Raw genomic sequence first — 18636 nt, forward strand, 5'->3', positions numbered from 1 at the left:
GCGTGCGCGAGTCTGGCGAGACGCCGCCGCGACGGCGGCCGAGGACAAAGGAGTTCTGATGACGGACACGACCCTGGCACGACCGCCCTTCGATCCCGAGCTCGAAGCCGCGCTCGCCCTCGTCGGCGACCAGCTGCCGCCCACGCTGACGCCCGAGATGATCCCGCTGCTCCGGCAGTCGCCCGTGAGCGGGGATGAGGAGATCTTCGCGGCGCTCGCGGAGCGGGGCTTCACGCGGCGGGACGTCACGATCGCCGGACACGAGGGCGATGAGATCGTCGTCTCCGTGATCGAGAAGGAAGGACGCACGGGCACCGGCCCCGGGTTCTTCCACACGCACGGCGGCGGCATGATCATCGGCAACCGCTGGCTCGGCGTGGTCGGATTCCTCGACTGGGCGGAGCGATTCAACGGAGTCATCGTCACGGTCGAATACCGACTCGCTCCGGAGTTCCCCGACCCCTATCCCGTCGAGGACTGCTACGCGGGGCTGCGGTGGACCGCGGAGCACGCCGACGAGCTCGGCATCGACACGTCGCGGCTGCTGATCGGCGGCGGCAGCGCCGGGGGCGGGCTGGCGGCGGGCACCGCCCTCCTCGCCCGTGACCGGAAGGGTCCTGAGCTGATCGGTCAGCTGCTGATCTACCCGATGCTCGACGATCGTGATGCGTCGGTGTCGACGCATCAGATCGATGGGATCGGCGTCTGGGACCGCGGTTCGAACGTCACCGGATGGTCGGCGCTCCTCGGCGACCGCAAGGGCACGGACGACGTGTCGATCTATGCGGCACCCGCCCGCGCCACCGACCTCTCCGGCCTCCCGCCCGCGTTCATCGACTGCGGCAGCGCCGAGGTGTTCCGCGACGAGGACGTCGCGTACGCCACGAAGCTGTGGGAAGCCGGCGTCCAGGCCGAACTGCACGTCTGGGCCGGAGGGTTCCACGGCTTCGACATGTTCGCGCCGCACGCCGCCGTCGCGCAGGCCATGCTCGCGGCCCGCGACAGCTGGGTGAACCGCCTGCTCTCCTGAGTCCGGATTCCGTGCCCGGACCCCTCCCGTCGCACTCCCTGCCCGTTTCCGGCCCTCGGAGCGGCAGAAAGTGCGACGGGAACACGGCACGTCGACCCCGTAGGGTGGAATCCCCGCGCGATGGAGCCCGACATGCAAGACCTGCTGGGGCGGCTCACCGCCCTCGACCCGGATGCCAGCGAGACGCTCAAGGTCGTCACGTACTTCGACGCCCTCGTGGCCCGTTCCGTCGGCGTCGAGAGCATGCTGCGGGGTGCCGCGGTGCTCAGCGGCGCGACCGCGGGACACCGCGACGGCCGGCAGATCGTGCGCGTGCGCGCGGACGGGGTGCGCATCGACCCCATCGAGCCGTCGCCCACCTGGCTCATCCGGGAGAGCGGCCCGGACGCCGTCGCCTGGATCGAGCGCGACGGCGATCCCCACACCAACGACGCGATGATCCTGGAACGGCTCAGCCTCGCGCTCGGCATCATCCGGGCACGTCGCGCGGTGGGACCGGAGAGCGCCGTCGAACTGGCGATCAGCTCCTACGCCGGTGCCGACGAGAGGGCCGCCGCACTGCCGCGCCTTCGTCTCACCGACGAGACGCTGCGGATGGTCGCCTCTCCTCCTGACCCGGCACCCCTGCCGCAGCATCCGTCCGCCGTGGTCGCCACCCGGCACGGACTCACGCGGGCGACGATCCTGGATGCCTCCACCGAGCCGCGGGACGCCTGGCCCGACGGTGCGGAGCTGCGGCTGGGCCTCGGAGTCGCCGGCACGGGAGAGCAGCTTCCGCGATCGTGGTCTTCCGCTCTGGTGGCGGTCCGGCTCACCGATCCCGCGGAACCGGTCGTCGATGCCGCCGACCTCGGAGGGCTCCTGCTCGTCGCGGAGGCCGCGGACGCCGGCCCCCTCCACCCGGATGCGGCCGCGCTCGCCGCGCTCGACGACCGAAGCCGGGAACTGCTCGACGCCGTCATCGAGGAGCAGAGCGTGCGGGCGGCGGCGGTGCGCCTGGGAAGACACCACTCCAGCGTGCAGGAGCGGATGGCGGCGCTCGTGGTGATTCTTGGCTACGACCCGCGGACCTCCCGCGGACACGCCCGCTACGTGCTCGCCCGGATGCTGCTGACCCTCAGCGCCTGAGGACCCTGCGCCTCGGCTACTCGTAGCCCGGGTAGTCCTGCAGCCGCGTCTCGAACTCCTCGCGATCCGCGTCGCTGAGCACACCACTCGCGAGCACGAACAGCTGAAGGCCCTCGAGCGGCTCCCCGGTGCGGGCCTGCTGCGCCTCGCGTGCCGCGAGGAATCCGCCGTCCTGATCGTTCGAGAGGTCGTGGATGTCGGCGTAGAAGCGCAGCGGATCCGGGTAGTTCTCGGTGTAGTACTCCCACGTGTGCTGCGAGCGGGGGTCGTCGCTGCCGTACAGCTTCGTGATCATCCCCGGGTCGATGCCGGAGATGGCGGGGTCGTTGAACGAGTACAGCTCCCACAGCCCGTGTTCGATGACCACCTCGTTGATGACGGCCATCACCGCGTGCTTGCGATCGTCGTCCTGAATCGGCTGCTCGGTGGCCCAGCCCTGCGAGGTGTATTCGACCAGCATCGACTCCCCGCCGTAGCCGTTGCGCTCCGGCCGCAGGTCTTCGTCGCCCACCGCGATCCAGGTGTACCCGAACTCGTCGGTGAGCCGCGCACGGATGTCGGCGAAGAGCGACTCCGACTGTGCGCGCACGTCTTCCAGGGACTGCTGTGCGAGCGTCTGCTGCGGATCCGTGCCCTTGATCCCGGGATACGCCTCCGCATGCTTCTGCTCGGCGGACTTCATGCCCTCGTAGTTGCCGGAGGCCGACGTCTGCAGGGCGCTCATCCCGCCGACGGTGGCGACGTTGAACAGGATCGTGACGACCAGGGCGATCGCCCCCAGCAGGCGTCCCCGCGGTGAGAGCAGAGCGGCGATGACCGTGGCGACCACGGCGAGCTGAGCGGTCACCATCGTGACGCTGTAGAGGATGTCGGTGCTGCCGGCCAGCAGTGTGCCCAGGAGCGTCAGGGCGAACAGGACCGCGACGGTGAGGGCCGTCCACCCGAGAGCGTTGGCGGGCTTCTTCGGCTCCTCCTCGACGGAGACGGAGACCGCGGCAGGGGGGGAGGGCACGAAGGCCTCGCGGCGTGCGCCGCGGTAACCGCCGGGCGGGGGAACCGGGGGCGCGCCTTCGGTCCCCGCGAGGTAGCGAGCCCTCTGCTTCTCGTGATCCATCACCACGGCTTGTCCGTTCCCGACCCGCCGGGATCCTCGCCCAGCTGCTGGTCGCGCTCCTGGGTGCCCTGCTCGAGCTTGTCCTGAAGATCCTGGAGCTTGTCCTCGGACGGCTGCTCGTCCTCGTTCGGCTGCGGAGGCGGGGGCTGCTGCTGATCCTGCTCCTGCTGCTTCTGCTTCAGGCGGTCCTCGGTGCTGTCGAGCGTGTCGGACATGTCGCGCTGAGGATCGGACGACTGCTCCTGCGCCTCCTCGCTGTGACACTCCTCCGGCGTCTCGGCGGTGATCGTCAGGGCTTCACCGTAGAGCTGGGCCGCGGTCGCGCCATCGCCGCCGGCGCGTGCGGCGTCGCCCATGCGCTCGACGACGAGAGCCAGGTTGATCCGCACCCCGCACACTTCGAGCCCGGTGGCCAGGCGGAGCGCCTCTTCGAGCTCCGCCCTCGCCTGCGGCAACTGTTCGGCCGCTCCGAGCGCCGTGCCGATGTTGAAGGGGGCCTTGTACGGCTCGAACCAGTTGAGGAAGCTCTGTCCGCGCGCCGCCGCCTCCGAGCCCGCGAAGTCGTCGACCACGTAGGCGGTGATCGCCTGGTGCGCGAACGCGTACATGCTCAGCAGCTTGCCCACGAAGAACAGCGCGGCGAGAGTGAGCGGCAGGGTGCCGATGGCGACCCATCGACGGACACGGCGGCGTCGCCGATTCGACCGCAGCAGTGCGGCGGCGGCATCGTTCGTCATCGTCACGAGGTGCCTCCCGGTTGCCGGGGGGATTCCCGGGGCGCGCGCAGTCGCCGCAGCTGTGCGATCAGCATCGTGGCGCGCGCGAGCTCGACGCCCAGGATGAGGAGGATGACGAGCGCCGCGACCCAGTACAGCTCGATGGCGTTGCCGACCTCTCCGGACTCGGCGTAGTCGGTCGTCGTCGACGGCGCCTCGGGCAGTACGGCTTCGGCGTCCGCGGTCCGACGCTGGTAGTCCACCCCGAGCTGGTCGGCGATCCTCTCCAGGTTCCCTTCGTCGATCACGGAGAGGGCGTCGGACCCCTGGTATTGGATATAGCCGGTCCCGCTGTCCGAGAGATCGCCCGTGGTGATGCGCATCGGTCCGCCCTCGGCCGTGCCGTAGCCGAAGACGCCGCCCGCATCGGTGTACTTCTCGCTCGCGCTGAACGACTCCGGCGGGGTGTCGACGGTCTGCTCGCCGTCACCGAAGTAGAAGACCATCCGCGACCGGTCGGGTGAGGATTGGGCCGCCGAGGTGAGTGTCTCCGCGAGCAGCGGCGCGGCGATGCCGATCGAACTCCCGCGCGACTGGCTGGTGACCTCGGGGCGCAGCACGTCCAGCGAGCCCAGGAGAGCCGTCGTGTCGGTGGTGAGGGGCATCCGCAACTCGGCGGCGGCGTCCGAGGTGATCAGGGCGAAGCGCGCGCCCGGATACTCCTCGACCAGCGCGCGCACGTCGTCGCGGATGCCGTCGAGTCGAGGTTCCCCGTCGCCCCAGTCCTCGGCGACGATGCTCGCCGTGGTGTCGACGACGAGCACGATGTCGGTGTCGGTCGCGAGCGTCTGGGTGGCGCCGCCCGGGATGCCGGGGCGCAGCAGCATCACGACGCAGGCGAGCACCAGCACCAGGCGCATGGCCCACAGGGCGCGGTGTCCGGCGAGGGAGCCCGGTGCGGACGAGGCAGCCGCCGTCGCCTTCGCCGGTCGCACCAGGATCCACACGACCAGGGCGATGATCGGGAGGCAGATCAGGGCGATCAGCAACGGAGCGAGTACGGGATGGAAGATCACAGTCGCACCCTCCACAGCACCACGACGAAGGCGAGGAGGCAGATCGAGAGCAGAGCGATCCAGAGGTCCGGGGTGTCGGTCCAGACCACCTGCGCCTCTCCCCTCAGCTCGGTGGCCTCCTGCTCCTGCACCTGGGTGACGATGTCGGAGACGGTCGTCGTGTCGCGCAGGCCGAATGCGGCGCCACCGGTGGCTTCGGCGGCGGCCGTGAGCTCCGCGCTCACCGCCGCGTCTTTTCCCTGCACCGGGTTCAGGGCGAACACGCGTACGCCCTTCGACGCCGCGTAGGCAGCCGCCTCGTCGAGCGTGACGATCGAGGCGCCGTTGATCTCGTTGTCGGTGGCGAAGATCACCGAGCGCGAGCGGTCGTCGTCCGGGTGGTCGAAGCCCATTGTGCAGGCGGCGAGGCCGTCGCCGATCAGCGAGGCGCCGTCGCCGTTGAGTGTGCCGAGCCAGTGCTCCGGGACCTGGTCGCCGTAGTCGAAGCTCCGGGTCATGCTCTCGAGGTGCTCGCGGATGAAGTCGTAGTCGTCGGTGAGCGGGAAGATCTGCACCGGTGAGCTGTTGAAGATCGTCAGCCCGATCCGCTCACCTTCGAAGCCGTCCAGCAGCTCGTCGAACACGGTCAGCACTTCGACGTCGACCTCGGTCATGGATCCGGAGACATCGAGGCACAGCATGATGTCGCGGCTCGTGTTGACCGGTTGGACGGTCTGCGCCGACATCGGTCGGGCGGACACCACCCCCGCCACGAGCGCCGTGACCGCGCCCAAGGCGAGGATGCCCGAGAGGGCCACCGCCCGCCGCGCCAGCGCCTGACGGAAGGTGGGAAGCGTGCGGAGCCGTTCGGCGCGGGCGATCCGGGCCGTGTCCGCCGCGCGACCACGGCTGCTCCGGCGCAGACCGAGGACGAGGCCGATCGCCACCGCGATCAGCACGACCGCCGCGGCGGCGAAAAGCACCCAGGGATTCGCTAGTGCCATGAGCGCACCACCGTCCGGGCGGCCTCGGCACCGGCGACCGGATCGATCGCCGGTCCCTGCCGGAAGATGCTCGGGTAGTAGTGCCTGCCCATCGCATCGATGAGCGCGGGATGGACACCCCGTGCCACGAGGTCATCGAGCGCGAGGACGGGAGCCTCCAAGCCGCTGTACTCGTTGACGAACGTCCGCACGACGCGGCTGAGCTCGAGGTTCGCCTGCCGCGGGGAGAGGCGGCGCTCGCGGTAGTCGGTCTCGATCTGCTGGATGCGCGTCAGGTACTCGGTGCGCAGCTGCGAGAGCACGTCGACGATCAGCGGCGCCTGTCCGGGATTCTGCTCGCCGACCGACAGGGTGCGCCGGGGGCGGGTGAGGAGGATCAGGAGCCAGGCCCCCGCGATCAGCAGGAGCAGGATGCCGATCGCGAGCAGCATCCATCCCCAGCCGTACTGTGCGGGCGGGTAGAGCTCGTCAGAGCCGGGCATTCGACCTCCGATTCAGCAGCTGCAGGAGCTGCGTGACGGCGTCGTCCTGTCCGTCCAGAGAGGCGTGGCTGATCTCCATCCGCGTGAGGAGCTCGGCGAGGTGCGCGGCGTCGGCCTCGCGCTGCGCGGTCAGCTCTCGCACGATGCCACGGTCGCCCTGCACGAAGTCCGGCACCTGCCAGCGGCTGTCCACGTCGCTGCGGATGCGCCCGGTCGCGTGGTCGAGCACGGGGTCGGCGTCGCGCACGGTGAGCCACAGGACGTCGTGCTGCACGCGCAGGCGCCGCAGCATCCGTTCGGTCTCGCTCGTCACGGGGGCCTCGTCTGTGACGACGACCACGATCATCCGGCGCGAGATCGTGCGCGTGATGAAGGACAGCAGGGCATCGCGGTCGCTCGGTGCGGAGCTCTCGTCGATCGCGCGGTCGATCGTGCGCAGGGCATGTTCGAGTGCCCCCTCGCTGCGGCCCGGCGCGAGTCGACGCACCTTCGCGGAGTCGCCGTAGACCGTGGTGAAATCGTCGCCGTGGCGCAGCGTCAGCACGCCGAGCATCCCCGTGGCGAGGATCGCCAGCTCCTTCTTCGAGCGTTCGTCGGCGGCGAGGGCCGACATCGAGCGGCCGGTGTCGACGGCGAACAACACGGTGTGCATCCGTGTGGCGCGCGAGCGCTTGACCAGGGGAGTGCCCAGCCGCGCGGTCGCCCGCCAGTCGATGTCGCGCACCTGATCGCCGTACTCGTACTTGCGCAGGTCTTCGAAGTCGAGGCTCCGCCCGTGCAGCAGCGACGCGTAGGCGCCGTCCAGCGCGTGCAGCGACTTGCGCGTCGAGTGGATGAAGAGCTTGCTCTTCACCTGCGTGATCAGGCTGGCCATGAACGGGTCAGGGAGTGGGGACCGACGCGAAGATCTGGTCGATGATCTCCTCGCTGCGGATGCCCTCGGCGTCGGCCTCGAACGTCAGGAGCACGCGGTGGCGGAGCACGAGGTGCCGCAGCTCCCGGATGTCTTCGGGCAGCACGTGCGCGCGCCCCTTGAGCAGAGCCAGTGCCCGCGAAGCCTGCAGGAACGCGATGCTCGCCCGGGGGCTCGCGCCGTACTTGATGAAGCGCGCGCGCTCCTCGCCGATGTACGGCGCCGGGTTCCTGGTGACGTAGGCGATGGACACGATGTAGTTCCGGATCGCGGGGTCGACGTAGATGCGGCTCGCGACGTCCTGCAGCAGGTGCACGTCGTCGAGGCTGACCGTGCTGCTCACGTGGCGGTCGGGGTCGAGCACACCGGAATCGATGCGGCTGAGGACCTCGAGCTCTTCGGCGGGGCTCGGGTACTCGACGATCTCCTTGAGCAGGAAGCGGTCCATCTGCGCCTCGGGCAGCTCGTAGGTGCCCTCCTGCTCGATCGGGTTCTGCGTCGCGATCACGAGGAACGGCTTCGGCAGGTGGTGGACCTCGCCGCCGATGGTCGTCTGGTGCTCCTGCATCGCCTCGAGCATGGCGCTCTGGGTCTTGGCGCTGGAGCGGTTGATCTCGTCGAGCAGCACGAAGTTCGCGTGCACCGGACCGAGCACGGTGCGGAAGGAGCCGGTCGCCGCGTCGTAGATCTGGTTGCCGGTGATGTCGCTGGGGAGCAGGTCGGGCGTGCACTGGATGCGCTTGAACTGCGCTTTCACGGTGTCGGCGAGAGTGCTGGCGGCCGTGGTCTTCGCCAGGCCGGGAACGCTCTCCAGCAGGATGTGACCGCCGGCGATGAGGGAGACGAGGAGGCTCGTGCGCAGCCGATCCTGGCCGACCATCTTGGCGGAGTAGGAGGCGGAGATGATCCGCAGCACCTCGGCGGCTCTGCTGAGCTCGGCGTCGGTCGGCGCGGCCTTCGTCGCTGCGGGCGCTGCGGGTGCGGCAGGTGCGGCAGGTGCGGCAGGCGCGGGGGCCGGTGCCGGCGGTGCAGTGGCCTGTGCGGGGGCGGGCGGAGGCGGCGGTGCGGCGATCGTCCGCGGGTCGGGCGTGGAGGACTCGGTCATCTGTAGGCTCCCTCGTTCAGGGACGCGCGTCGCGGCCATCCCCCGCGCACCAGCGTAATCGCTGTGTGCACTTGCATGACCGGATGACGGATGCAGGACGACCCGACGGGCCCAGGTCATGCATCCGTCCGAGAATCCTGCAGGTGGCGGGCAGGCGCGACCCCCGGGTGCCGGTGGCGGACACTGCTAACGTCGAAGAGCAGCCGCTTTCCGGGCAGGTCGAGCTTTTCCGCTCCCACCGGGACAGAACTGTTCCTCGCTCGGAAGCGGCCGTGCCGATACATGACTGAAGAGTATGAGGACAATACGTGACGAGTAGAGAACGAGTAGCGATCATCGGAGCCGGACCCTCGGGGATGGCGCAGCTGAGGGCCTTCGAGTCCGCCGCCCGTGCGGGAGCCGACATCCCCGAGCTGGTCTGCTTCGAGAAGCAGGCCGACTGGGGCGGGCAGTGGAACTTCACCTGGCGCACCGGACTGGACGAGTTCGGCGAGCCGGTGCATTCGAGCATGTACCGCAACCTGTGGTCGAACGGCCCGAAGGAGGCGCTGGAGTTCGCGGACTACAGCTTCGACGAGCACTTCGGTCGCCCGATCTCCTCCTACCCGCCGCGCCCGGTGCTGTGGGACTACATCGCCGGTCGCCTGGAGAAGACCGACGTGCGCGACCTGATCCGCTTCCAGACCGTGGTCCGCTGGGTGGAGTTCGACGACGAGCGCGAGGTCTTCACCCTCACCAGCGAGCACCTGCCCTCCGGCGAATCGTCCGTGGAGGAGTTCGACCGCGTGATCGTCGCGAGCGGACACTTCTCCTTCCCGAACGTGCCGGAGTTCCCCGGTATCGAGACGTTCCCGGGGTACATCAGCCATGCCCATGACTTCCGAGGCGCCGAGGCCTTCGAAGACAAGGATGTGCTGGTGATCGGTGCGAGCTACTCCGCGGAGGACATCGGCAGCCAGGCGTTCAAGATGGGGGCCCGTTCGGTGACGGCGAGCTTCCGCTCCGCGCCGATGGGGTACGACTGGCCCGAGGGCATCGAGGAGCGGCCGGTCCTCGAACGCTTCGAGGGCAGCACCGCGTTCTTCGCCGACGGCACCTCGAAGCAGGTCGACGCGGTCATCCTCTGCACCGGCTACCTGCACAAGTACCCGTTTCTGCCGGACGACCTCGCCCTCTCCTCGCCGAACAACGTGTACCCCGATGGGCTGTACCGCGGAGTGCTCTGGCAGGGCAATCCCCGCCTGGCCTACCTCGGCGCGCAGGACCAGTGGTTCACGTTCAACATGTTCGATGCGCAGGCCTGGTACGTGCGTGACCTGATCCTCGGTCGTCTGTCCCTGCCCGATGAGCAGGAGCGGGTGGCATCGATCGCCGAGTGGCGCACGCGCTTCGGACAGATCGATTCGGCCGCGGCGGAGATCCGCTTCCAGGCGGACTACATCCGCGATCTGCTGCAGCTCACGGACTACCCGGAGTTCGACATCGACCGGGTGGTCGAGATCTTCCTCGCGTGGAAGCGCGACAAGAAGGAAGACATCATGGGCTACCGCGACCGCACATACGAGTCGGTCATGACCGGCACCCTCGCGGTCGTGCATCACACGCCGTGGCTGGAAGAGCTCGACGACTCGCTCGAGCGCTACCTCGACGTGGACCCGGATGCCACCGAGACGGCGCGGATCATCGAGGGTCAGCCCCGCGACGACGATCGTGAGGCGCTCGCCGCCACCTGAGCCTCTGATGACGTCTCCGCCCCTCCGCCCACTCCGGGTGCGAGGGGCGGAGGCGTCAGAGGCAGGTCAGGAATCGATCGGGGTGGTGCCGCGGCGCCTGCCGATCCAGACGACGCCGGCGGCCACGGCGATGATCGCGATCGCGATGCCGACGATGTAGGCGGCGACCCCGAGGTAGCCGCCCGGGACGGTGTGCGGGTTCAGGAAGGGATACGGGTACCAGTACGGTTGCCCGGTCGCCGGCGAGATCACCAGGTTCGCGCGGATCATCGTGTACGCGACCCACACGAGAGGGAAGACGGCGGTGGCCCCCACGGCGCTCCAGCCCAGCGCGCGGCGTCGTGGTGCGAAGAGCAGATCGAGGAGCATGATCAGCGGCACGATCACGTGCAGCACCTCGTTGGACCAGGGGACCGTCGCCCCCTGCGGTAGCTCGATCCCGCGGAGCAGCGTGTTGTAGACGATCCCTGTGACGATGGCGTAGGTGCTCGCGCAGACCAGGATCAGAGCGAGCCAGCGCGGTTCGGGGCTCGTGGTCTTCCGGTTGAGGATGCCCCAGAGGCCCCCGATGACGAGCGCGACGGCTGCGAGGACGTTGGAGAGGATCGTGAAGAAGCTGAAGAAGTTCACGATCACCGTGGGGAGGTGAGAGCCCCACTCGGTCTCCGAGAGCATGGCGATCTCGAGCGTCCGCACCAGTTGGGCGACGATGGCAGCCACCGCGAGAACAGACGCCGCGAGTCGTGCGTAGGCCCACCAGGTCGTCATTTCGCCTCCCGGTCGCAACTGTAGTCACTCGCCCCGGCGGTTCCCGGCATCAGGTGCGTCGACGCCACCGCAGTCGCGTGATGAGGACGCCGAGCAGGCAGAGCGCTCCACCGAGGAACATCAGCGGCGTCGGCACCTCGCCGAGGATCGCCCACGACATCAGGATCGCGATCGCCGGCACGACGTAGGTGGTGGCGGAGGTCTGTCCCGCGGTGCTGCGCTGCAGGACGTAGGCCCAGGTGGTGAAGGCGATCGCCGTGGGGAAGATGCCGAGGTAGACGACCCACAGCGTCGCGTCCAGCGGTGCGGTCTGCAGGGAGTCGATGAGGCTGCCGACCCAGGGCAGTAGCGCGACGGTGCCGACACCCGCACCGAGCCAGGTCAGGGTGGTCGGATCGACGCCGGAGGTGAGCAGGCGCTTCTGCACGAGCGTGCACCCGGCATACATGACGGCTGCGAGGAGGGCGAGCAACAGACCGGTGATGTCGGGGCCGGCGCTGGTGGACGAGTTCATGCCGATCAGCACGACCCCGAGGAACGCGATCGGGGCGCCGATGATGAGGGGCTTCGGGAAGCCTTCGCGGAGGAAGAGTCCGCTGAAGACGACGACCATGAGCGGCGCGAGGTTCACCACCATCGCGGCCGTCCCCGCGTCGAGCGTCAACTCAGCGCTGTTGAGGGCCAGGTTGTAGACGCAGAACCAGCCGATGCCCCACACCGCCACGAGGAGCCAGTGGCGACGGGCGGGGATGCGGATCCCGTGCCGCACGGCGATGATCGTCAGCACCACGGTGCCGACCGCCATCCGCAGCAGCGCCAGAGCGCCCGGGTCGTAGTGAGGGCCCGCACCACGGATGCCGATGAACGCCGAGGCCCACAGCACCACCGTGACCAGCGCGGCGACGAGCACGAGCGCGCCCTGACTCTTCGGCGCCTCGGCGTTCGTGCGGATACCGGGCTCGCCGGATGCTGCTCGTGACATCCTTCGATCCTGGCAGGGGCTTCCGACACCGGACGAGCCGCCGGAGCGCCATGATCCGCACGTTTTCCGCCACCCCCCCGCCCCCACTCCCGCCGCCGCCCCCCCGCCCCCCCGTCCCTGCGGAGTGCGATATGTCACCTTCAGACGCCTCCGGAGGTGACATATCGCACTCGGAGGGCGGGCCGAGAGGCTCCCGATAGGATGGGACGGCCCGAAGAGGGCCAGCTCATCGGCCGGTGCAAACCCGGCGAAAGCCAGGGGGTTACCCATGCCAGGAATCGTTATCGTCGGCGTGCAGTGGGGCGACGAAGGAAAGGGCAAGGCCACCGATCTGCTCGGTGAGCGCACCGACTGGGTGGTGAAGTTCAACGGCGGCAACAACGCCGGGCACACCGTCGTCGTGGGAGACGAGAAGTACGCGCTGCACCTGCTGCCCTCCGGCATCCTCTCTCCGGGCGTGACTCCGGTGATCGGCAACGGCGTCGTCGTCGACCTCGAAGTCCTGTTCTTCGAGCTGGAGGCGCTCGCCGCCCGTGGCATCGACGTCTCGCGCCTCAAGGTCAGCGCCAACGCGCACATCATCACGCAGTACCACCGCACGCTCGACAAGGTCACCGAGCGTTTCCTCGGCAAGCGGATGATCGGCACCACCGGTCGAGGCATCGGTCCGGCCTACGCCGACAAGATCAACCGCGTCGGCATCCGTGTGCAGGACATCTTCGACGAGAACATCCTGCGCCAGAAGGTCGAAGGCGCTCTGGATCAGAAGAACCACCTGCTGGTGAAGATCTTCAACCGCCGCGCGATCACCGCTGACGAGGTCGTCGACGATCTGCTGTCGTACGCCGACCGCCTGCGCCCCCTTGTCGCCGACACGGGCTACCTGATCGCGGAGGCCCTCGATCGTGGCGAAGTCGTCGTGTTCGAAGGCGGTCAGGCGACGATGCTCGACATCGACCACGGCACCTACCCGTTCGTGACCTCGTCGTCGGCGACCGCCGGCGGAGCCGCGACGGGTGCGGGCATCGGCCCCGGTGCGCTCGACCGCATCGTCGGCATCGTCAAGGCGTACACGACCCGCGTCGGATCGGGCCCCTTCCCGACAGAGCTCTTCGACGAGCAGGGCGACTGGCTGCGCAAGCAGGGCTTCGAGTTCGGCACCACCACCGGGCGTCCGCGTCGGGTCGGCTGGTACGACGCACCCATCACCCGGTACGCGACGCGAATCAACGGCATCACCGACCTCGTGCTCACCAAGCTCGACATCCTGACCGGACTCGACGAGATCCCGGTGTGCGTCGCCTACGACGTCGATGGCGAGCGTTTCGACGAGGTGCCCGTCAACCAGACCGACTTCCACCACGCGAAGCCGATCCTGGAGTACTTCCCGGGTTGGAACGAGGACATCTCCGTCGCCCGCACCTTCGAGGACCTGCCGCAGAACGCACAGGACTACGTGCTGGCGCTCGAGAAGATGAGCAACACCCGCATCTCGGTGATCGGTGTCGGCCCGGAGCGCGACCAGGTCATCGTGCGCCACGACCTGCTCGACTGATTCGGTCCGTCGTGACGCGATTCTGGCTCGGCGGCTACGGCCCCGGCATGGACGGTTCTGCCGACGGCATCGGTCTGCTCGCGGGGGATGCAGGCCGAGAGGCGACCACGCTCGCGTACCGGGGCGTGGTCGCAGAGGCCCCTTCGCCGTCGTGGCTGGCGCAGCATCCGACGCTCGACGTCGTGTACGCGGCGCTCGAGGGCGACTCCGCGGTGCAGGCGTTCGTGCGTACGGGGGACGGCGCCCTCTCCCCGATGGGTGCACCGGCGGCGGTGGGCCAGTACGTGTGTCACGTCGCGGTCGCTGCGGACGGCTCCGCCCTGGTCGCCAGTTGCTACGGCGACGGCCGCGTGGTGCGGCTCGGCCTCGATGCGGACGGGCGGATCGTGCCCGCACGGCCGGATGCGGCCGCGGAACTCCGCGCGGCACTGTTCGGCGACGACACGGACCCCGATGCACCGACGGCGACGCCTCTCGGTGACGGCGTCGCCGCGGTCGACCCGTACGGGGTGGGCGGAGACCGTGTCTCGCACGCGCATGCCGCCGTGTTCCTTCCCGACGGCCGCATCGCCACGACCGACCTCGGGTTCGACCTCGTGCGGTTCTGGCGGCAGAGCGGCAGCGGGCTCGTACTCGACCACGAGGTCGTGCTGCCACTCGGCACCGGGCCGCGGCACATGGTGCTGCACCCCAGCGGGCACCTGCACGTGGTGACCGAGTACTCGTGCGAGGTGTTCACGCTCGCCGAGGCGTCCGACCGCACGTGGAGCGTCGTGTCGTCGGCGCTGTCGAGTCCGATCGCCCAGGTGGGCACGGACTTCCCCGCCGAGCTCGCCCGCACCCGCGACGGTCACTTCCTCTACACGGCCCTGCGCGGAAGCAACACGATCGCGGTCCTGCGCGTGCGCGGCGGGGGTGAGGCCCTGGAATCCGTGGCGCTCGCCGACGCGGGGGTCGACTGGCCGCGCCACCACCTGGTGCACGAGGGCAAGTTGCTGGTCGCGGGGCAGCGCTCCGATACCATCACCCTGCTCGACCTCGATGAGCGCACGGGCGCGCCCCTCGGCATCCGCCATGAGGCGCAGGTGCCGACGCCGACATGTTTCCTTCCGGTGCGCTGAGACGACACCGACCGCCGACGCATGAGCCGGGCGATCCGGCGCTTGACCTCGACCTTACTTGAGGTTCTACGGTCATCATCATGACCTCGAAGACCGAGCAGGTGTCGACGCCGGGCGCGGCCGCACCTCGCATCTTGAGCCGCGACTACGTCTGGATCACGATCGGCGCCTGTGCGCTCGTGTTCCTCGGCGCGTTCGAATCCCTGGCGGTCACCACGGTGATGCCGACCGTGAGCGCCGATCTCGGCGGAGAACGGCTGTACGCGCTCGCTTTCGCCGGACCTCTCGCCACCGGGGTCATCGGCATGGTGCTCGCCGGGAATTGGGCGGATCGTCGCGGACCGGTCGCTCCGTTGTACACCTCGGTCGCCCTGTTCATCGTCGGACTGCTGATCGCCGGCCTCGCGCCGAGCATGGAGATCCTCGTCGCGGGGAGGTTCGCCCAGGGCCTCGGCAGCGGAGGGTTGATGGTGGCCCTGTACGTGGTGGTCGCCCGCGTCTACCCGCACGAGCTCCATCCGGCGATCTTCGCCGGCTTCGCCGCGGCCTGGGTCATCCCCTCACTGATCGGCCCGACGGTCGCGGGTGCCGTGACCGAACTCTGGAGCTGGCACTGGGTCTTCCTCGGCGTGGTCATCCTGGTGCTGGTGGCGCTGCTGATGGTCGTGCCCGCACTTCGCGGGCTCGCGAACCACGGCGATGCGTCGACTCCCTGGGCGTTCGGGCGACTCGGATGGTCGGTGCTCGCGGCCGTTGCTGTGCTCGCGCTGAATCTGGTCGGCGACATCCCCGGGTTCGGCTCTGCTCTCGCCGTCGTTGCTATCGCGGTCGCCCTCATCGCGGTGCGGCCGCTGGTCCCGCGCGGGACGTTTCGGGCGCGCCGAGGGCTGCCGTCCGTCATCCTCGTCCGCGGGGTCGCGGCCGCCGCGTTCTTCGGTGCGCAGGTCTACCTGCCCTACCTGCTCACCGATCGGTACGAACTGTCGCCGACTCTGGCAGGACTCGCGCTGACCGGCGGTGCGCTCGCGTGGTCTCTCGCCGCGACCGTCCAGGGGCGGCTGGGCGCGCGCTTGTCGAGCGTGACGGCCGTGCGGCTCGGGACGGGCCTCGTGTTCGCCGGCATCGTGCTGACCGTCGCGATTGCCGGCTTCCGAGGAGACGCTCTGTTGATTGCGCTCGCCTGGGTCATCGCGGGTATGGGGATGGGGTTGATGAGTCCGCGCACCAGCGCCCTCACGCTCGCGATGTCCACGCCGGAGAATCAGGGCTTCAACAGCGGTGCGATGACGGTCGCCGACTCGTTCGGCAGCGCGCTGGCCCTGGCCGTCACGGGCACACTGTTCACCGCGCTCGCGGGCGCCGACCCGTTCCTCGGCGTGTTCGTGCTGGCTGCGGTCGTGGCCTTCGCGGCGGCGGTCCTCTCCCCGAGGGTCCGTGTCGAATCCGCCGAAGACGAATCGCGGGAGCAGGGGGAGTCATGAGCCGGGACGTGACGAGTACCCGCTGGAGGATGCTGCGGGCCCGCACTGATGCCATCGCGCAACGGCGTCAACGAGGGAAGGTCGTGTTGGTGACTGCGGGGTGGTGATTTGCGCGGGGGTAGCTACATCCGTACTCTGATGAACGGTGTTCAGGTGAACACCGTTCAGGAAGGATGATCGATGACCGCATCGACCCGTGACTCCAGTGCGACCCTCGGTCGGGTGGCCGTGTTCGCCGCCCTCATCATCGTGCTGGGAACGGTTGTCGTGCCGCTCCCCGGCGGCGTGCCCATCACCGGGCAGACGCTCGGCGTCATGCTCGCGGGTCTTGTGCTCGGTCCGCGCGTCGCGCCCTGGTCGATCGCCCTCGTGCTGGCGCTTGCCGCGGTCGGACTCCCCGTGCTCGCAGGCGGACGCGGGGGCCTGGGTGTCTTCGTCGGACCGACCGTGGGCTACCTGATCGGCTGGATCTCCGGCGTCGTCGTGATCGGGCTGCTCATGCGCACCGGACGGTTCACCTGGTGGCGGTGCGCGGTGGCCGCTCTGGTCGGCGGCGTGCTCGTCGTCTACGCGTTCGGCATCCCGGTCCAGGCGCTCGTGACCGGAGTTCCTCTCGACCTCACCGCTCTGTCGAGCCTGGCCTTCCTCCCGGGCGACCTCATCAAGGTGACCGCGGCCACGCTGATCGTCGTCACCCTGCGCCGGGCATATCCCCGCGCGTTCGCCGACTCCCGCCGGGGTCGGGAGCTCGTGACCGCCTGAGCTGCCTGACCGCCGCTTCCCTCCCGCGCCACGCCGGAGGGAACAACTCACCCGTGACTCGGCGTTGGTCTTGAGCGAGACTGGGCGACGGAACCGGCCGACGGAGAGGTGCCAGGCATGAACGCAGCGCAGAAGACCGACGAATACGACCTGATCGTGCTGGGCGGAGGTCCGGTGGGCGAGAACGTCGCCGACCGCGCCGTGCAGGGCGGGCTCACCGCGATCATCGTCGAGAGCGAGCTCGTCGGAGGCGAGTGCTCCTACTGGGCGTGCATGCCGTCGAAGGCGCTGCTGCGGTCGGCGCAGGCGTTGCGGGCAGCGCAGCACGTGGCGGGCGCCTCGCAGGCGGTGACCGGGAAGCTCGATGTGCGGGCGGTCTTCGAACGACGCGACTCCTTCACCAACAACTGGTCCGATGACGGACAGGTGAAGTGGCTCGACTCCGCCGGGATCGATCTGGCGCGCGGGCACGGTCGGCTGACGGGTGAGCGGGAGGTGACCGTGACGGATGCCGACGGCGCGACGCGCGTGCTCCGCGCCCGGCATGCGGTGGCCATCAGCACCGGATCGGACGCCGTCATCCCGCCCATCGACGGGCTCCGTGAGTCCGCACCCTGGACGAGTCGAGAGGCGACCAGTGCCGAGGAGCTGCCGGAGAGCCTGGCCGTGATCGGCGGAGGCGTGGTCGCGGTCGAGATGGCCACGGCATACGCGGCACTCGGCTCGCGGGTCACCGTCATCGCCCGCAGCGGTCTGCTCGGGGGGCTGGAGCCCTTCGCCGGGGAGCGGGTCGCAGCCGGCCTCAAGGAACTCGGCGTCGACGTGCGCACCGACACGGGCACGGTATCCGTGCACCGCGGCCCCGACGGGGTGACCGTCACGCTCGACGGCGGCGAGGAGATCAACGCGACCGAGGTGCTCGCCGCGACGGGCCGTTCGCCGCGCAGTGGAGACATCGGACTCGACGTCGTGGGCCTGGAGCCCGGCCGCTGGATCGAGACGGACGACACCCTCCGGGTCCCCGGATCCGACTGGCTGTATGCGGTCGGTGATGTGAACGGGCGCGTGCTCCTCACCCACCAGGGCAAGTACCAGGCGAGGGCGGCAGGCGACGTCATCGTCGCGCGTGCCCAGGGCGACGATGTGGATGACACACCCTGGGGTCGTCACGTCGCGACCGCCGACCAGGCCGCCGTCCCGCAGGTCACGTTCTCGATCCCCGAGGTCGGCTCCGTCGGTCTGACCGAGGCGCAGGCGGTCGAGGCAGGAATCACCGTGAAGGCGATCGACTACGACCTGGGGTGGATCGCGGGGGCGAGCCTCTACGAAGACGGTTTCGAGGGGCAGGCGCGGCTCGTGATCGACACCGACCGCGATGTCGTGATCGGTGCGACGTTCGTCGGCCCCGAGGTGGCGGAACTCGTGCACGCCGCCACCGTGGCGATCGTCGGCGAGGTGCCGATCGCCCGTCTCTGGCATGCGGTGCCGTCGTACCCGACCGTCAGCGAGATCTGGTTGCGACTCCTGGAGGGCTACGGGCGCGATTCCGCCTGACCCCGACCATCGCGGCGGGCAATCCGTTTTCACGGGCATACCGAACAGATTCGGGATTGTTTCTCACATTGACGGCCCGCGCGCAACCCTCGAGCCCGATGTCCCCACCGTCTTATACGCTCGAACACACATC

General features: G+C 69.3%; 17 protein-coding genes. 8 read left to right on the plus strand and 9 right to left on the minus strand.

Annotation, left to right across the window (positions count from 1 at the left end):
• Positions 1–58: 58 nt before the first annotated feature.
• Both LRQ07_RS00400 and LRQ07_RS00405 read left to right on the plus strand, forming a co-directional pair.
• Entirely contained in the window at positions 59–1030 is a 972-nt protein-coding gene (locus LRQ07_RS00400; RefSeq protein ID WP_232762995.1) for an alpha/beta hydrolase, read from the plus strand.
• Between the two features lie 132 nt (positions 1031–1162).
• Entirely contained in the window at positions 1163–2158 is a 996-nt protein-coding gene (locus tag LRQ07_RS00405) for a hypothetical protein (RefSeq protein WP_256535484.1), read from the plus strand.
• Positions 2159–2174: 16 nt separating this feature from the next.
• Here the strand turns inward: LRQ07_RS00405 and LRQ07_RS00410 are convergent, their stop codons facing one another.
• The 7 genes from LRQ07_RS00410 to LRQ07_RS00440 are packed head-to-tail and all read right to left on the minus strand — an operon-like array spanning position 2175 to position 8547.
• Positions 2175–3272, minus strand: a complete 1098-nt coding sequence (locus LRQ07_RS00410; protein ID WP_256535485.1) for a hypothetical protein — start codon at positions 3270–3272, stop codon at positions 2175–2177.
• A complete protein-coding gene (locus tag LRQ07_RS00415; RefSeq protein WP_232763177.1) occupies positions 3272–4009 on the minus strand; it encodes a hypothetical protein in 738 nt (245 codons plus the stop codon). Before LRQ07_RS00415 ends, LRQ07_RS00410 begins: the two co-directional genes overlap by 1 nt.
• Before the next feature lie 2 nt (positions 4010–4011).
• Positions 4012–5064, minus strand: coding sequence for a VWA domain-containing protein (locus LRQ07_RS00420; RefSeq protein WP_256535486.1), 1053 nt, complete (start codon positions 5062–5064; stop codon positions 4012–4014).
• On the minus strand, positions 5061–6026 hold the full coding sequence (locus tag LRQ07_RS00425; protein ID WP_134353920.1) for a VWA domain-containing protein: 966 nt from the start codon (positions 6024–6026) through the stop codon (positions 5061–5063). Before LRQ07_RS00425 ends, LRQ07_RS00420 begins: the two co-directional genes overlap by 4 nt.
• An 11-nt stretch (positions 6027–6037) precedes the next feature.
• Positions 6038–6529 (minus strand): hypothetical protein, encoded by a 492-nt coding sequence (locus tag LRQ07_RS00430; RefSeq protein ID WP_232762990.1) that lies wholly within the window; start codon positions 6527–6529, stop codon positions 6038–6040.
• On the minus strand, positions 6516–7403 hold the full coding sequence (locus LRQ07_RS00435; RefSeq protein WP_256535487.1) for a DUF58 domain-containing protein: 888 nt from the start codon (positions 7401–7403) through the stop codon (positions 6516–6518). The genes LRQ07_RS00430 and LRQ07_RS00435 overlap by 14 nt, the downstream gene beginning before the upstream one ends.
• Positions 7404–7410: 7 nt before the next feature.
• Entirely contained in the window at positions 7411–8547 is a 1137-nt protein-coding gene (locus LRQ07_RS00440; protein WP_256535488.1) for an AAA family ATPase, read from the minus strand.
• A gap of 308 nt (positions 8548–8855) precedes the next feature.
• On the opposite strand from LRQ07_RS00440, the gene LRQ07_RS00445 reads away from it, so the two are divergent.
• Entirely contained in the window at positions 8856–10280 is a 1425-nt protein-coding gene (locus LRQ07_RS00445; protein WP_256535489.1) for an NAD(P)-binding domain-containing protein, read from the plus strand.
• Positions 10281–10346: 66 nt separating this feature from the next.
• On the opposite strand, the gene LRQ07_RS00450 is transcribed toward LRQ07_RS00445, so the two are convergent.
• The gene (locus LRQ07_RS00450; protein WP_256535490.1) at positions 10347–11048 is read right to left on the minus strand and encodes a Pr6Pr family membrane protein; all 702 of its coding nucleotides are present in this window, start codon (positions 11046–11048) and stop codon (positions 10347–10349) included.
• Between the two features lie 49 nt (positions 11049–11097).
• Positions 11098–12030 (minus strand): DMT family transporter, encoded by a 933-nt coding sequence (locus LRQ07_RS00455; protein WP_131492904.1) that lies wholly within the window; start codon positions 12028–12030, stop codon positions 11098–11100.
• A 268-nt stretch (positions 12031–12298) separates the two neighbouring features.
• Here LRQ07_RS00455 and LRQ07_RS00460 point away from each other — a divergent pair, with 268 nt between their 5' ends.
• The 5 genes from LRQ07_RS00460 to LRQ07_RS00480 all read left to right on the plus strand — a co-directional run bounded on the left by LRQ07_RS00460 (position 12299) and on the right by LRQ07_RS00480 (position 18503).
• Positions 12299–13585 carry an adenylosuccinate synthase gene (locus LRQ07_RS00460; RefSeq protein ID WP_256535491.1) on the plus strand — a complete coding sequence of 429 codons (1287 nt, stop codon included), beginning with the start codon at positions 12299–12301 and terminating at the stop codon, positions 13583–13585.
• A gap of 11 nt (positions 13586–13596) precedes the next feature.
• Positions 13597–14706: a lactonase family protein gene (locus tag LRQ07_RS00465; protein WP_256535492.1), complete on the plus strand. Its 1110-nt coding sequence runs from the start codon at positions 13597–13599 to the stop codon at positions 14704–14706.
• Positions 14707–14786: 80 nt separating this feature from the next.
• Positions 14787–16187, plus strand: a complete 1401-nt coding sequence (locus LRQ07_RS00470; protein WP_256535493.1) for an MFS transporter — start codon at positions 14787–14789, stop codon at positions 16185–16187.
• 180 nt (positions 16188–16367) lie between these two features.
• On the plus strand, positions 16368–16949 hold the full coding sequence (locus LRQ07_RS00475; RefSeq protein ID WP_256535494.1) for a biotin transporter BioY: 582 nt from the start codon (positions 16368–16370) through the stop codon (positions 16947–16949).
• A gap of 117 nt (positions 16950–17066) precedes the next feature.
• Complete coding sequence (locus tag LRQ07_RS00480) at positions 17067–18503, plus strand: dihydrolipoyl dehydrogenase family protein (RefSeq protein ID WP_256535495.1); 1437 nt, start codon at positions 17067–17069, stop codon at positions 18501–18503.
• The last annotated feature ends 133 nt before the right edge of the window (positions 18504–18636 follow it).

Origin of the sequence: Microbacterium sp. J1-1, from assembly GCF_024498615.1 — a bacterium.
GTDB classification, from domain to species: Bacteria; Actinomycetota; Actinomycetes; order Actinomycetales; family Microbacteriaceae; genus Microbacterium; species Microbacterium aurugineum.